The sequence below is a fragment of the Streptomyces longhuiensis genome (assembly GCF_020616555.1).
In the GTDB taxonomy this organism is placed as follows: Bacteria; Actinomycetota; Actinomycetes; order Streptomycetales; family Streptomycetaceae; genus Streptomyces; species Streptomyces longhuiensis.
This window is the reverse complement of the sequence record NZ_CP085173.1, coordinates 9,558,186-9,572,201: the sequence shown is the minus strand read 5'-3', so window position 1 is coordinate 9,572,201 and position 14,016 is coordinate 9,558,186. Positions and strand designations below refer to the sequence as shown.

General features: G+C 68.0%; 12 protein-coding genes. 9 read left to right on the top strand and 3 right to left on the bottom strand.

What is annotated here, in order from left to right; all coding sequences use genetic code 11:
* Positions 1-44: 44 nt before the first annotated feature.
* A complete protein-coding gene (locus LGI35_RS43620) occupies positions 45-542 on the top strand; it encodes an SRPBCC family protein (RefSeq protein WP_227299962.1) in 498 nt (165 codons plus the stop codon).
* Entirely contained in the window at positions 539-1,048 is a 510-nt protein-coding gene (locus tag LGI35_RS43615) for a DinB family protein (protein ID WP_227299961.1), read from the top strand. Before LGI35_RS43620 ends, LGI35_RS43615 begins: the two co-directional genes overlap by 4 nt.
* Before the next feature lie 308 nt (positions 1,049-1,356).
* On the opposite strand, the gene LGI35_RS43610 is transcribed toward LGI35_RS43615, so the two are convergent.
* Positions 1,357-2,442 carry a helix-turn-helix domain-containing protein gene (locus tag LGI35_RS43610; RefSeq protein WP_227299960.1) on the bottom strand — a complete coding sequence of 362 codons (1,086 nt, stop codon included), beginning with the start codon at positions 2,440-2,442 and terminating at the stop codon, positions 1,357-1,359.
* A 99-nt stretch (positions 2,443-2,541) separates the two neighbouring features.
* Here LGI35_RS43610 and LGI35_RS43605 point away from each other — a divergent pair, with 99 nt between their 5' ends.
* From LGI35_RS43605 to LGI35_RS43590, 4 genes are all read left to right on the top strand, one after another.
* Positions 2,542-3,783 (top strand): MFS transporter, encoded by a 1,242-nt coding sequence (locus tag LGI35_RS43605; protein WP_227299959.1) that lies wholly within the window; start codon positions 2,542-2,544, stop codon positions 3,781-3,783.
* 369 nt (positions 3,784-4,152) lie between these two features.
* On the top strand, positions 4,153-6,018 hold the full coding sequence (gene dnaK, locus LGI35_RS43600) for a molecular chaperone DnaK (protein WP_227299958.1): 1,866 nt from the start codon (positions 4,153-4,155) through the stop codon (positions 6,016-6,018).
* Between the two features lie 2 nt (positions 6,019-6,020).
* The gene (gene grpE, locus LGI35_RS43595) at positions 6,021-6,515 is read left to right on the top strand and encodes a nucleotide exchange factor GrpE (RefSeq protein ID WP_227299957.1); all 495 of its coding nucleotides are present in this window, start codon (positions 6,021-6,023) and stop codon (positions 6,513-6,515) included.
* A 434-nt stretch (positions 6,516-6,949) separates the two neighbouring features.
* Positions 6,950-7,411, top strand: coding sequence for a PPOX class F420-dependent oxidoreductase (locus tag LGI35_RS43590; RefSeq protein ID WP_227299956.1), 462 nt, complete (start codon positions 6,950-6,952; stop codon positions 7,409-7,411).
* Positions 7,412-8,183: 772 nt separating this feature from the next.
* Here LGI35_RS43590 and LGI35_RS43585 read toward each other — a convergent pair.
* Entirely contained in the window at positions 8,184-8,372 is a 189-nt protein-coding gene (locus LGI35_RS43585; protein ID WP_227299955.1) for a DUF6381 family protein, read from the bottom strand.
* An 814-nt stretch (positions 8,373-9,186) separates the two neighbouring features.
* Positions 9,187-10,428 (bottom strand): AI-2E family transporter, encoded by a 1,242-nt coding sequence (locus LGI35_RS43580; RefSeq protein ID WP_227300759.1) that lies wholly within the window; start codon positions 10,426-10,428, stop codon positions 9,187-9,189.
* A 506-nt stretch (positions 10,429-10,934) separates the two neighbouring features.
* On the opposite strand from LGI35_RS43580, the gene LGI35_RS43575 reads away from it, so the two are divergent.
* From LGI35_RS43575 to LGI35_RS43565, 3 genes are all read left to right on the top strand, one after another.
* Positions 10,935-11,396 carry a pyridoxamine 5'-phosphate oxidase family protein gene (locus tag LGI35_RS43575; protein ID WP_227299954.1) on the top strand — a complete coding sequence of 154 codons (462 nt, stop codon included), beginning with the start codon at positions 10,935-10,937 and terminating at the stop codon, positions 11,394-11,396.
* A 773-nt stretch (positions 11,397-12,169) separates the two neighbouring features.
* Positions 12,170-13,447, top strand: a complete 1,278-nt coding sequence (locus LGI35_RS43570; protein WP_227300758.1) for a molybdopterin-dependent oxidoreductase — start codon at positions 12,170-12,172, stop codon at positions 13,445-13,447.
* Positions 13,444-14,013 (top strand): hypothetical protein, encoded by a 570-nt coding sequence (locus tag LGI35_RS43565; RefSeq protein ID WP_227299953.1) that lies wholly within the window; start codon positions 13,444-13,446, stop codon positions 14,011-14,013. The genes LGI35_RS43570 and LGI35_RS43565 overlap by 4 nt, the downstream gene beginning before the upstream one ends.
* Positions 14,014-14,016 lie beyond the last annotated feature (3 nt).

Sequence of the window (14,016 nt, the reverse complement as noted above, 5' to 3'; positions counted from 1 at the left end):
GGCCAAAGTCACACTCATGCTCTGCGGTTGACGGAGGGGCGCGTATGACGAGTACGACAGGCGAGGCCGTGGTGGCGGTGTCCGGGCACATCAACGCCCCGGCACAGGACATCTGCAGGATCCTGGCCGACCCCGGACTGCACCCGGACCTCGACGGCTGCGGGATCCTGCGCGGCGGCATCTTTGACTTCGTGGTCTCGGACGTCGCGGACGTCCTGGTGATGCGGATGCACTACGAGACCTTCGGCTCCTACGAGATGAACAACCACGTCGTCGCGTACGAGCCGGTCCGCCCCATCGGCTGGGAGCCCAGGCCCGGTCGTGGGCATCCGGACGCCACCGGGCCCCGGGCCGCGTGGGGCAACCGGTGGGTCTTCAACCTGCTCCCGGACGGGCCAACGGGCTCGATGGCGACCGAGATCGTCGACGGTTCTCCCATGCCGGTGGACAAACGCGCGGCAGTGGACAGTGGACGCGTCTGGTGGCAGACGCAGATGGCGAGCACCCTGGAGTGCCTCGCCGAATGGAGCGTCGTGCGGTGAACGCCGAACTCGACGCTCTCAAGGGCGCCCTGGACCGCCAGCGCGAGCACGTCGTCGGGATCCTCGAAGGGCTCTCGGAGGAGGATCTGCGGCGGCCGGTGCTGCCCAGCGGCTGGAGCTGCCTGGCATTGCTGCGCCACCTCACGCTTGATGTCGAACGCTTCTGGTTTTCCGGGGTGATCGCGGGCGAGCCGGATGTGGCCGGACAGCTCACGGCGGGCACGGAGGCGCACTGGTACATACCCGAGACGATGAGGGCCGAGGACGTCTTCGCCGACTACCGGGCGGCCGTCGTGCGCGCCAACGCTGTGATCGCCGCCGCCGCGCCCGAACAGGAGCCCGCCGCGTGGCCCGTGGAGATCTGGCCGGCCTGGCGGCTGCCCGACGTGCGGCACATCCTGATCCATGTGCTCGCCGAAGTCGCCTGTCACAGCGGCCACTTGGACGCGGTCCGCGAACTGATCGACAACACCACCTGGCTCGGCGGCAATCCCTACGCCGGCTAGATCCGTGACCGGATCAGGTCCGCTGAGTTCTTCAGGCCGCGCTGGTGAGCGAGCGTCCGCCTCAGTGAATGCCTTTCCCGCTGAGGATGCGGGCGCGTTCGCAGCGCTGGGGGCGAGGACGTCGTGGTGGCGGGCGTTGGGCGTTGCGCCAGCACAGGTCGGCGTGCGGAGGACGGGTCTGCACAGTGTGGCTTGCGGTGGTTGGAGCCGGCGATGATGAACGCTGCAGCGGCCCGAAGCGTGCCGGAACGGGGCCGGCCCAGGACCCTTGACGCCCTCGTCTGCGTGAACGCGGGCGAGGGCGTGAGTCAGCGCAGTACGGCTGCCAGTAGGTCGGCCCCCAGCGCCGTCAGGTCGGACAGATTGAGGGTGTAACGAACGTAGCGACCGTGCCGTTGGGCCGTGAGCAGGTCCGCGCGGCGCAGGACGGCGAGGTGGCGGGAAACCTCTGGGGGTGAGAGTTCCCAGGCGTGGGCGAGCTCGCCGGTGGTGTGCGGGCCGCGGGCCAGGGTGCGCAGCAGTCGCAGCCGTACCGGATGCGCGAGTGCTTCCAGCCGTAGCGTGACCGTTTCCAGCGATACCGGCTGCGATGGACTCGCCTCGGCCACGGGGTACTGCACCACCGGCTGCCATCCGGGCGCGTGGACGACCACCAGGTGCGGGCGGCCGAAGACGCTGGGGAGGAAGGTGACTCCGGTGCCGTGGGCGGAGGTCGCATTGTCCTGCAGTTTGTCCACGATGATGGAGCTGCCGTCCGGCGCCAGGGTGACGGCGCTGGAGACTGACGCGAGTGCCGCCCCGATGCCCTGGCGCTTCAGAAGGTCGTTCTTCAGGCGCAGGTCGGTGGCGAGTTGCACCGCTACGTCCGTCCAGGCGGCGTCGAAGAACGCCTCGGCGCACTGTTCGAGGGTGTGCCGCACGCGTGCCCGCACGGCGGCCGGGTCCGCGAGCAGCCGTTCCGCGAAGGCCTCTTGGAGCGCGCCGCGGGCCTGGGCCCGGTCCAGGGCCCGCTCGCGTGCCGTCGCGTCGGCGAGCGGAGACGGCGCGGCGAAGTGGACCCGGTTGCTGCCGCACGTGGTGATGAGCGCGGCGGTCACATAGGTTTCGTCGTCGATGCGGTCCACATCGTCCAATTCCTCGGCGAGGGTCGGCCGGGGACGAGCGGGCACCAGGAAGTCGGCTCGTGACGAACGCCAGAGGAACTCCGCCTCCCTGAGCCGCTCGGCCAGTTCCGGCCGCAGCCCCGCCCAGACGTCCCCGGCCCAGCGGGCGAGTTGCGGGTGATGCGCGGGTTCGGCCAGCACGTGCAGCATCGCGGTCAGCTCGGCCAGCGGGGAGGCGGCGAACCGCAGTCGCCCGGACGGCAGTTCGCCGATGTCGATCCTCAACGTCATCCCCTCATCATCACTTCACTGACGCCCGACGACCGCGTCGATTGACGGTCTCCGTCAACCGACATGGCCGGCCCGTCGGCCGAACGCACCGTTGACGCCATGCCAACCACCACCATGCTCCAGCCGCGCACCCTCGTCCGTGCCTCCGGAGGCCCCCGCTACGCCGTCGCTCTGGCCGTGGACGCGCTCGGCACCGGCATGCTGCGCCCTTTTCTGCTGCTCTACGGGGTGAAGGTGCTGAGGCTGTCCTCACTGGCCACCGGCATCGCCATGACGGTGGGCGTCGTCCTGGGGCTGGTGTGCATGCCCGCTGTCGGCCGATGGCTGGACCGGGGCGCACGCAGCACGGTCGTGGCAGCGTCGATGCTGGTGCGGGTGCTGGGCGTGGCACTGCTGCTGGCCGCCCCGGCGGGCCACATCGGGCTGTTCGCGGCGGCGGCCCTCTTCCTCGGCATCGGCAACCAGGCGTGGCCGGCCGCCCACGCAGCCCTCGTGGCCACGGTCGCCCACGGCCGCGAACGCGACGCCGCTCTCGCGGGAGGCCGCGCCCTGCGCAACGCCGGCCTGGGCGCGGGTGGCCTCCTTGCCGCCGCGTGCCTGACGGGCGGCACCACCGCATTGCAGGCGCTGGCAGTCGTCACCGGCATCGCCTATCTCGCTGCGGCAGCACTGGCATGGTCGGTCCACCTGCACACGCATCCGGCCGCTCTCTCGGCCAAGGACGGGACCGAAGGGCCCGCACCTCGGATGCGCGTGCTGCTGGCCGCCAACGTGGTCTACGTTTTCTGCCTCAACGTCCCCGAAATCGCGCTGCCTCTGGTCCTGGTGACACAGTTGGACGGCTCCCTGACGTGGCCGGCATCCATCTTCGTGGCGAACACGGTGCTGGTGGTCACCTTGCAGGTGCCGGTCACTGTCGTGTTGTCCCGCTTCCCCAGGCGGACGGTGCTGGCTTTTGCCGGCGTGGTACTCGCTGTGTCCTACCTCGGCTTCCTCGCGACCACCTCACTGGGACCCGACTGGAATGGCCCGGCCGTCGCAGGAGTGTCCGTGGTCTGCACCATCGGCGAGATCATCTATGCCGGCAGCGCCACCGCGCTCGTCACCGCCCTCGCCCCGGCCGATGTCCTGGGACGCGCCCTCGCCCGCTTCCAGCTCTCCACGGGCTTCGGCCTCGCCGTCTCCCCCGCAGTCATCACCACTCTCGCCTCCTACGGCTCGGCTGCCCTGTGGGGCAGCCTCGCCACTGCGACGCTTGTGTCCGCTTCCGCGGTTGCCGCCGAGAAGGATCAAGGAACGCAGGTCAGCGGTTGCTGCCCCCGGGCGCGAGCAAGCTCGTGAGCTCGGCGATCACCTCGGGGTCGGCCCCAATTGACGCCCTCGCCGGCGTGAAAGCAGACGATTGAGTCCACACTGCTGCGCAGTGCCACCCACGGGTTCCTTCTTCACGGGCCTCTGCCGACTGGTGAGGGTCGGTCTTCAGCAAGACCGCCACCAGTCTGTGGTGGCCCACGAGACCGCCGGGCGAGAGCTGCGACCGGTGGCCCCCAGATCCGTGCCGGCCGTGTGGCCATCCGAGTCACGGGTACTAAACCTATAAAACAGGATGTATACATACGCCCGAGTTCCTGCTGCAAACAGGTCGGCCCGATGAGAACGGAGGGTCGCATGACGGGACGCCGTCAACCATGACAGAGGAGGGAGAGACAGATGACTCGCTCGGTCGGGATCGATCTTGGCACGACGAACTCGGTGGTCTCGGTCCTCGAGGGCGGTGAGCCCACCGTCATCACCAATACGGAAGGGGCCAGGACCACCCCGTCGGTCGTGGCCTTCGCCAAGACCGGCGAGGTACTCGTCGGCGAGGTGGCCAAACGACAGGCTGTGACGAACGTGGAGCGCACCGCGCGCTCCGTGAAGCGGCACATGGGAGACCACGGCTGGCGTTTTCCGGAGAACGCGGATTTCGACGGCAAGCGGTACAGCTCCCAGGAGATCTCCGCACGTGTGCTGCAGAAGCTCAAGCGGGACGCGGAGGCCTACCTCGGTGAGGACGTCACCGATGCGGTGGTCACCGTCCCGGCGTACTTCGACGACACCCAGAGGCAGGCGACGAAGGAAGCCGGAGAGATCGCCGGTCTGAACGTCCTGCGCATCGTCAACGAGCCGACGGCCGCGGCATTGGCGTACGGGTTGGACAAGGAGAACGACCAGACCGTGCTGGTCTTCGACCTGGGTGGCGGCACCTTCGACGTGTCGCTCCTCGAGATGGGCGAGGGCGTCATCGAGGTGAAGGCCACCAACGGCGACACGAACCTCGGCGGTGACGACTGGGACCAGCGCGTCGTCGACTACCTGGTCAAGCAGTTCAAGAACGGCCACGGCGTGGACCTGTCCAAGGACAAGATGGCGGTGCAGCGCCTGCGGGAGACCGCCGAGAAGGCGAAGATCGAGCTCTCGTCCTCGACCGAGACCACGATCAACCTGCCCTACATCACGGCGTCCGCCGAGGGCCCGCTGCACCTGGACGAGAAGCTCACGCGCGCCCAGTTCCAGCAGCTCACGTCCGACCTCCTGGAGCGCTGCAAAACGCCGTTCCACAACGCGATCAAGGATGCCGGCGTCAAGCTGTCGGACATCAACCACGTGATCCTCGTGGGCGGCTCCACGCGTATGCCAGCCGTGACCGAACTGGTCCGCGAGCTCACGGGCAAAGACCCGAACAAGGGTGTGAACCCGGACGAGGTCGTCGCCATCGGCGCCGCCCTGCAGGCCGGTGTCCTCAAGGGTGAGGTCAAGGACATCCTGCTCCTCGACGTGACCCCGCTGTCCCTCGGCATCGAGACCAAGGGAGGGATCATGACGAAGCTCATCGAGCGCAACACCACGATCCCGACCAAGCGTTCCGAGATCTTCACGACGGCCGACGACAACCAGCCGTCCGTGCAGATCCAGGTCTACCAAGGCGAGCGCGAGATCGCGGCATACAACAAAAAACTCGGCATGTTCGAGCTCACCGGTCTGCCGCCGGCCCCGCGGGGCCTCCCGCAGATCGAGGTCGCCTTCGACATCGACGCCAACGGCATCATGCACGTGACCGCGAAGGACCTGGGCACGGGCAAGGAACAGAAGATGACCGTCACCGGCGGCTCCGCCCTGCCCAAGGACGACATCAACCGCATGGTCCACGAAGCCGAGAAGCACGCCGAGGAAGACCACCGTCGCCGCGAAGCCGCCGAGACCCGCAACCAGGGCGAGCAGCTCGTCTACCAGACGGAGAAGTTCCTCAAGGACAACGAGGACAAGGTCCCCGGCGAGGTCAAGACCGAGGTCGAGGAGTCGCTCACCGAGCTGAAGGAGAAGCTCAAGGGCGAGGACACCGCCGAGATCCGCACCGCCACCGAGAAGGTCGCCACCGTCTCGCAGAAGCTGGGCCAGGCCATGTACGCCCAGGCGCAGGGCGCGCAGGCCGCCGGCGGTCCCGAGGCCGGTGCCCCGGGCGACGGCCAGAAGGCCGCTGACGACGACGTCGTCGACGCCGAGATCGTCGACGACGACAAACCCGAGGCGGGCTGACCATGGAGAAAGAACGACTGCCGGTCACAGACCTCTCACTGCGGCACCTGCTCGAGGAGCGCACGGACGACCTGCAGCGAGTGAAGGCGGAGTACGACAACTACCGCAAGCAGGTGCGGCGAGATCGCATGGCCGTGCGGGAAATCGCCGTCGCCAACGTTCTTCGCACACTGCTTCCCGTACTGGATGCCGTGGACCGCACGTGCCAGCACGAGCCGATCACGCCGGGTCTTCACGACATCGCCGACACCCTGCGAACCCAGCTCGGCTCGCTGGGCCTTCAGTCGTTCGGCGAGAAAGGCGACGCGTTCGACCCCGCCTTCCACGACGCCGTGGCCCATCATGTCTCCTCGGACGCCGAGCGGTTGGTCTGTACGCAGATCCTCCGCCTCGGGTACCGAGTCGGTGAGCATCTGCTGCGCCCGGCCCACGTGGAGGTCGTCGGACCGCCTCGACCCGAAGCGGATCCCCGCCTCGGGCATGACAGAGAGATCTGAGCCGAAAAGGACACCACTGCCGTCCCGGCCAGTACCTGGGCGAGCACCGCGGTACGCCCCCCGCTGCGGACTGTTGACCGCGAAAGGCCAAATTGCCGCGTACGCGATCAAGAACTCCGCTGAGCGGCAGTACACGGAGCGCAAGCAGCAACGACGCTCGGTCGGCCCGCCCTGCTGCCAACACCTAAAAGGGGCGGAATGGAACTCGCAGGTGAGGTTGTTGGCCCGGGGGCGACCAGCCAACCACCGATACATACGCCGGGGTTGAGCGCTCGACGGCCTCCACTGGACGTTCGATCAGACCCCGCTCGTGCGTGCGGCACTCAGACATGGTGCCCACTTCACGGCGTACGAGGCAGGCGAAGCCCTCGCCGAGGCCGGCACTCTCGCACAAGGGTGGGGCACGCTCGACGTCCGGGGGGCACGAGACCGTGGTGGCAGATGGGCTGGAGGTTCTGATTGAGTGGGTGCTCCGGCACCACATGAGAAAGTTGCCCGCCATGACATTGCCTAGTGAGCTGACCGAGGTCCTGGGCGGCCCGGCCATCTGTTTCCTGACGACACTCATGCCGGACGGGTCGCCGCAGATCACCCAGACCTGGGTCGACACTGACGGTGACCATGTGGTCATCAACACGGTGACCACTCATCAGAAGATGAAGAACATCCACCGCGATCCGCGCGTCGCCGTCGCCATCGCAGATCCGGCGGAACCTTCCCGCTACTGGGCAATCCGCGGCCGCGTCATTTCGTCCACGACCGAGGGCGCCGAGACGCACATCGACAAAGTGGCGCACAAGTACCTCGGCGGCCCCTATCCCTGGTTCGGTGGGCGCGACCAGGAACGGGTCATGCTGACCATCAGCACCGACAAGGTGCACTCGCCACGCGGTTGAGCGACTGACGGACCGCATCCGTCCCCACAGACGCACCCGACCCGCCCGAGTGGCTCCGGTCTTCTCGCCCTCGACTGATCGAGGGGGCGAGAAACCCGCGCGGACGGTACAGCCGGGGGCCTGACTTCCCACCGGGGCGGTAGGTCCGACAACTACGTTGCCGGACAAGGCGCTTCCGTCATTTCCAGCCCTTCTCCGGAGGCCAGAGGACGCCTGTCCGGCGAGCTGGGCACGTGTCCGTGCGCCCCTGGGCAGACGGGCGGCGGCGATCTCTTCAGCGTGCTCTCGCGAGGAACCCCGGTGGTTCACCCCCGGGAGGAATCACATCCGGTGACGGCGATGCGGAGCATCGTCACGACAACGGGCGCGGAGGGCCCGCAAGAGACCGGGTCGGAGTGCCTGGTGAGGAATGTGCGCTGTTCGAATGCCGGTACGTCGGGCGGCAGGTACCGTCACGGCCGTGAAACTGGTGGTGCAGGTGAAACTCCTGCCGACGCCCATACAGACGGCGGCACTTGAGGAATCCTGCATGCCTGTAACGAGGCCGCAGCGTGGGGGTCGTCCGTGGCGTTCGAGAAGGACATCAAGCGCAACTTCGCCCTGCGCGAGCCGGCCCGGTTTCACCGAATGTGTCAGAGGTGCCATGCCGACATGCCTGCCGGGGCCGCGGGCGGCTGAGCGGAGACAGCAGTGACCGGCCGGGGGCCTCTCGCGTACCAGAAGGCTACGGAGACTGACCACCGGCCGGTGTCTGTGCTCGGAACTACCGGGACTACAGCGTCGGGTCGATGTCCGACTTGCCCGTACCGCCTGCGTGCTCGCTCTGCTCCTTGAGCTGGCGGGCCTTGTCCTTCAGACGCTGACGCTCCTGCGGGTCAGTGGCGCGTTCCGCGGCCTGCTCGAGGTCGTTAGCCTTGGCACGCATCTGCTGGATCCGACCGGACTCGCCTGCTGCGCTCATGATCACTCCTTGGGTGATGGGGAAGAGCGGGCCACTCCAGAAAAACAGGCCTCGTCACCCCCTGCATCTCGGGCGGTCACCCACTGCTATCTGCGCAGTTGGGAATGGTCTCGCGGAACGACGGGAGAGTCCGGGGAGTGCTGGCCAGCTACCTGATGGGGGCTGACGCGACGATTTTCCAGACCATCCCCCAGAGCACGTCACCGCCGGCAGCGAACGGCCTGTCACTGGCGGTACGGAGGGAACTTGCGCGTGATGGTCTCGTCGGGGGCCCGAAACCATTGACCTGCTCCTCTCCGTGAAGGGCAAGGGTTCCGGTGTTCTCCGCCGGTTGCCATGCCGCTATGCGGCACGGCTTCCGGGTGGGGAATCCGTGGCTTCCTGCCTCTTCGCACTGCGCCAGAACAGGTTCTGGCCTGACCGGCGCTCCACAGGCCGATACCGCCAGTCCGCCGGTACACCGAACGGCAGAACCGGCCGGTGTGAGCACCGGCCGGCTCCGGCACGGCCAGCCCCTCCAAAGCACCCGGCCCGCAGACAAGTATCTGCGGTGTCCGGCTGCCCCGGACCTGAGTCTGCGACTCCCTGCGTCACCACCATCAGATTCGCTTCACCATCGGCCTGAAGCCCGAAGCAGCACGAGCGAACTCCGGTACCTGTGGGGGCACGGGGTCGGCCGGGTGACGGTGCCGGAGCCATCCCACGTCGTGCACGAACAGTGCGGTGCGCCGGTCGCGGACGCCGGCCGGACGCGACTGGACCGACGTGCGGCCGCGCCCGGCAAACCCTTGGCCGCCTCTCGGGCTTCAGCGTGTCAGTCCGGTGAGCGTCCGGGGTGGTCCGGCTCGGGCCGCGTACGTGGGGCGCGGAGTTCGCTGAGTACGGACCAGGCGACCGACACCATGGGGACGGACACGACCGCGCCGATCACTCCGGCCAGGATGCTTCCGGCGATGACGGAGAGAGCCACCACCACGGGGTGCAGCCGCACGGCCCAGCCCAGGACCAGTGGATGCAGTACGTGGCCTTCGATCTGGCCGACGACCACGATCAGGGCGAGGACCACGATCGCGATGACCGGGCCCCGCGTGGCCAGGGCGACGACCGTGGCCACGGCCAGTGCGATGGGGGAGCCCACCAGCGGGATGAAGGCGGCGAAGAACTCCAGCAGCATCAGCGGCAGGGCCAGCGGCACGCGCAGCGCGAACAGCGCGATCCCGACCAACACGGCGTTGGATGCGGCCACGATGATGATGCCCCGCGTGTACCCGGCGAAGGTGCGCCACGCCGTCCGTCCCGCGCGGCCCCAGATGTCCCGAGCGCCCTCCGGCAGCAGATCCTGGAACCAGTACCAGTACTTGTCCCCGGAATGCATGAAGAAGAAGGAACAGAACAGGGCGAGCGCCCCTGCGGTGAGGACTTCCACCAGCCGCCCGGCGCCGCTCAGCGCTCTGCTGATGAGTTCCGAACGGTGCTGCGAGACGAACGTGGACACCTTGCCCTGCAGATCCGAGAGCACTGCGTGGTTCACGTGGAAGGGGGCACCCTCCAGCCACCGTTGGATCCGCCCGACGCCCCCGGAGAATTCCTGCCCCAGCTGTGTCGATTCCTTCGCGATCAGTCCGCCGACCAGCACCAGCAGCCCCAGCACGACGATCAGGCTCCCGACCACGCTCAACGCAACTGCCGCGGCCCTCGGCAGACGCCGCGCCAGCAGATCGGCGAGCGGACGCAGCACCGAGGTCACGACGAATGCGAGGAACAGCGCCACACCGACCAGCTGCAACCGCCCCAGGATCGTGAAAACCGCGTACACGGCAACCCCGAGCAAAAGCAGCCGCCATGCGTACGCCGCCGCCACACGCAGCCCGCGGTTCACAGTCACGCCGTCGTGGTCCCCGGCGCGCCGCAGCGTGGTCCCAGCCGTATGGGACCGTGACTGCGCCCTCGCCCCGCGGGCGGGCCGGCTCCCCAGCACGACATGCCGCAGCCGTCGCCCACCGCGACCGGCAGCGGGTCGCGAACGGTCGTCCACCTGTGTGTCACCGCCTCCCATCGCCGTGTCGCGCAGCTCCGTGTTCCCCAAGGGGCAGCTTCGAACGACGCCGTCGGAACCGCGTGACTTGGCCAAAGCGGAGCGAACACAAGGGGCGTCATGGACAGCGTGTGGCTGTAGAAGAGTCGTCGCAAGCGGGGCCGGCCAAGGGCCAATCGCTCCAGGCGGCCCGACGCCCTCACCTCTAGGCGAGCCTAGGTCGGGCTTCATCTCCCTCAGCAGGGCTCCCTGGTGCTCGGTGCGGCCGGCTCCAACGGCCCGTCCAACGGGGCTGGACCAGTCACTGGCCCAGCTCACCGGCTCAGCTGGTCCGCCTGGCGCCGCACCCACCAGTCGCGATCAGGCGCCGGCAATTGCTGGAGACAGGTATGACTGAGCGCTTCCGCCGGCCACTTTGAGCACCGACCTTGGTCGCCTCGAGCCAAATGCTGACGGGTCATCCGTCGCTGGGAGTAGGACCTGCGCCTCAGGCGCGCTTCGTGCCTACGTGGCTAGGGTCGACCCTCATGGAGAGCACCGGAATCGTTCGTCGCCAGATGGCGGAGCGTATACGCGACACTCTGGAACGGCTCGTTGCCGAGCGGGATGTATGGGTGTCGACGGCTCACCCTGATCACGGGCCGCACCAGGTGCCGCTGTGGTTCTTGTGGGATGGGCGAGCAGTGTGGATGTGCACCAGCGCCTCTTCCGTGACTGCGCGCAACGTCCGTGAAGAGCCGCGCGTGCGCCTGTCGCTACCGGACACCTTCGACGTGGTGCTCCTCCAGGGCGAGGCGGAGTGCTTCCCTGATCAGGAGGTGCCCGGCGGCGCAGCGGAGGCGTTCACCGACAAGTTCGGGTGGGACCCACGCGTGGAAGAGGGTTCCTTTCTGTATATCCGCGTGGTCCCGAGGACTGTGCGCGCTTGGCGCGGCGAGCCAGAACTACGCGGGAGAGTCATCATGCGCGACGGGATGTGGCTGGATTAGCGGCCTCCCTCGCCGACGCGCCTCTCGACGATCACGATCCACAGCTGAAATATGAAAGGGCCTCGAAGACCGCAAAGTCTTCGGAGCCTCAATGCTGAAGGTGAACTGCTGGGTCAGGCGGCGTGACCCAGTACATGGCTTATCCCCCAAGCATTCGCGTGGCCGGCATCGCCGCCGCGGGCATGGTGACCACCTGAGGTCGCCAACTCGTTCGAGGCGTTGCCGGTGTCTTCGGTACGGCCGGAGTTGCCTGAGGTGGTCGTGGCGTTGCCGCAGTCGTGCTTCCAGCCTCCGCGCCGACCGTGGGCCCACGACGGACCGCGCGCCTGGCCCCAAGTGCCATGGTGCCGGGCCCGCACCGGTGGTTGGCCCAGCAGTGGTCGCGTCCGCCGCGGTGGTCTCGCTCGCCAGCAATGCTGCCTGGGAACGGAGTGCGCCGGCTGAGAGACCGTGTCGGACACAAACTCGCCCAACCTGCTTCCGGAGCTTCAAAGCGGCAACACTATGCTCCTATTCTTGTCGTTATATTACTAAAAGGCCGATTCGGGAGAGGTCTCATGGGCGACCAGCAGGCGGGTGACGGGAACCCCCGTGACGATGGAGCATCCGAGCCGCACCATGGGACCGAACCGCTCGACGCCTCGGATCAACCCGGCACAGCCCGTCCGGCGCCATCGGAAGACACTCACCCGGTCGGCACCCAGCCGGCTCCCGGCCAGACCAGTCCGTCGCTCAAGCAGTCGGCAGAACGCAAGCCTGCGCTCTCAGACCTTCTGCGGGATGGACCGCCGGTGGGCCCGACCCGCCGGGGCTTCTGGCGCAGTCCGCTGCGCGGGCCCTGGCTGACGTCCGTACTCGGGGCGGTACTGCTGGCGGGCATCGTCTTGATGTTCGTGACGGGACTGCTCTCGTACGCCGCGTACAACCCGGATCTCGGCGCCAACGACAAGACCCCGGACCGGGGCTGGCTCGGCTTCTATCTGTTCTCCTGGCCCACACACCCCTATTGGCTGTACCGGCTCACCCAGGGCGTCCACGTCACGCTCGGCATCGTCCTGATCCCGGTGCTGCTGGCGAAGCTGTGGTCGGTGATCCCCAAGCTGTTCTCATGGCCCCCGGTCAAGTCGGCCGGCCACGCACTCGAACGGATCTCGGTGCTGCTGCTCGTGGGAGGCGTGCTCTTCGAGTTCGCGACCGGCGTGCTGAACATCCAGTTGGACTACATTTTCCCCGGCTCGTTCTACCCCCTTCACTTCTACGGTGCCTGGATCTTCATCGGTGCCTTCGTCGTCCATGTCGCCTTCCGCATCCCGCTCATGGTCCGGATGCTGCGCAGCGGCACTCTTCGCGAGGAACTGCGCAGGCCTGTCGGAGCCGTGAAGGGGGATCCGTCCGACCTTACGGACCTGGTCACCCCACGCCCTGCCGCCCCGACCATGTCACGCCGAGGCGCGCTGGGCATGGTGGGGGCAGGCTCCCTCGTCCTGCTCGGCGTGACAGCGGGACAGAGCATCGGGGGATGGATGCGGCCCACCGCGCTGCTCGCGCCGCGCGGGCAGGACCCCGGGCCGGGCCCCAACGGGTTCCAGATCAACAAGACCGCTGTCGGGGTGGGTATCAGGGCGCGGGATGTGGGGTCGGCCTGGCGTCTCGTCGTGCGGGGACCCGGCCGGAAGCAGATCTTGACTCGTGATCAGGTTCTGGCGCTGCCGCAGCACCGGGCCGCGTTGCCGATCGCCTGTGTGGAGGGGTGGTCCACCGAGGACCAGGAGTGGAGCGGAGTACGCCTCGCGGACCTGGCGGCCCTGGTCGGATTCACGGGAGAAGCGCCGGGCGTGTTCGTCCAGTCCGCCCAGCGGGCGGGGTCGTTCCGTTCGACGACGTTGCGTGACAACCAGGTCAGGGACCCGCGCTCGTTGCTGGCGCTGCGGGTCAACGGGGCCGATCTGTCTCCGGACCACGGCTACCCCGCGCGGATCATCGTCCCGGCCAACCCGGGTGTCCACAACACCAAGTGGGTCACGCGGCTGACCTTCGGGGAGAACGCGTGAAACGCTTCCGCACGGTCTACGGGGCCTCGCCGCTGCATCTGCTGCTGGTGCTCTGCTCGTTCGCCCTGACCGGCTACGCCGGTGTGCGGCTGCTGAGCGACGGCGAGCCCTGGAGGATCGTCATCTGGTTCGTCGGCGCCGCGCTCCTGCACGACCTGGTGCTGCTCCCCCTGTACACGGTGACCGATCGTGCGGCTCAGACCGTCCTCGGCGAGCGTCGTGAACCTGTCGACTCCAACGGAGCCGCAACCACCCACCCGAGCCAGGGGTGGATCAACTACATCCGGGTTCCGGTCTTCCTCTCCGGCGTCCTGCTCCTGACGTACTTTCCGCTGATCCTGGGGCGGGTCAGCCACCGCTTCACCCTGTACACCACGCTCTCCGCCGACGTGTTCCTCGGCCGCTGGCTGCTCATCACCGCCGTCTTCTTCGCCCTTTCCGCCGTGGCCCTGCTGATCCGCATGCGGCGGTCCCGCTCTCGGAAGCAGCCCCCGCCCGCGCCCCGCCCGCGCGTAGATCTGCGTAAGCCGGACAAGAGCGGGCCGGCCCCAGAGCCGTCGCCGTGAGGG

Coding starts and splice junctions, on each gene's coding strand:
- grpE (WP_227299957.1), top strand. CDS start 6,021: ATGGAGAAAGAACGACTGCCGGTCACAGACCTCTCACTGCGGCACCTG.
- dnaK (WP_227299958.1), top strand. CDS start 4,153: ATGACTCGCTCGGTCGGGATCGATCTTGGCACGACGAACTCGGTGGTC.
- LGI35_RS43585 (WP_227299955.1), bottom strand. CDS start 8,372: ATGAGCGCAGCAGGCGAGTCCGGTCGGATCCAGCAGATGCGTGCCAAG.
- LGI35_RS43605 (WP_227299959.1), top strand. CDS start 2,542: ATGCCAACCACCACCATGCTCCAGCCGCGCACCCTCGTCCGTGCCTCC.
- LGI35_RS43575 (WP_227299954.1), top strand. CDS start 10,935: ATGGAGAGCACCGGAATCGTTCGTCGCCAGATGGCGGAGCGTATACGC.
- LGI35_RS43610 (WP_227299960.1), bottom strand. CDS start 2,442: ATGACGTTGAGGATCGACATCGGCGAACTGCCGTCCGGGCGACTGCGG.
- LGI35_RS43580 (WP_227300759.1), bottom strand. CDS start 10,428: ATGGGAGGCGGTGACACACAGGTGGACGACCGTTCGCGACCCGCTGCC.
- LGI35_RS43620 (WP_227299962.1), top strand. CDS start 45: ATGACGAGTACGACAGGCGAGGCCGTGGTGGCGGTGTCCGGGCACATC.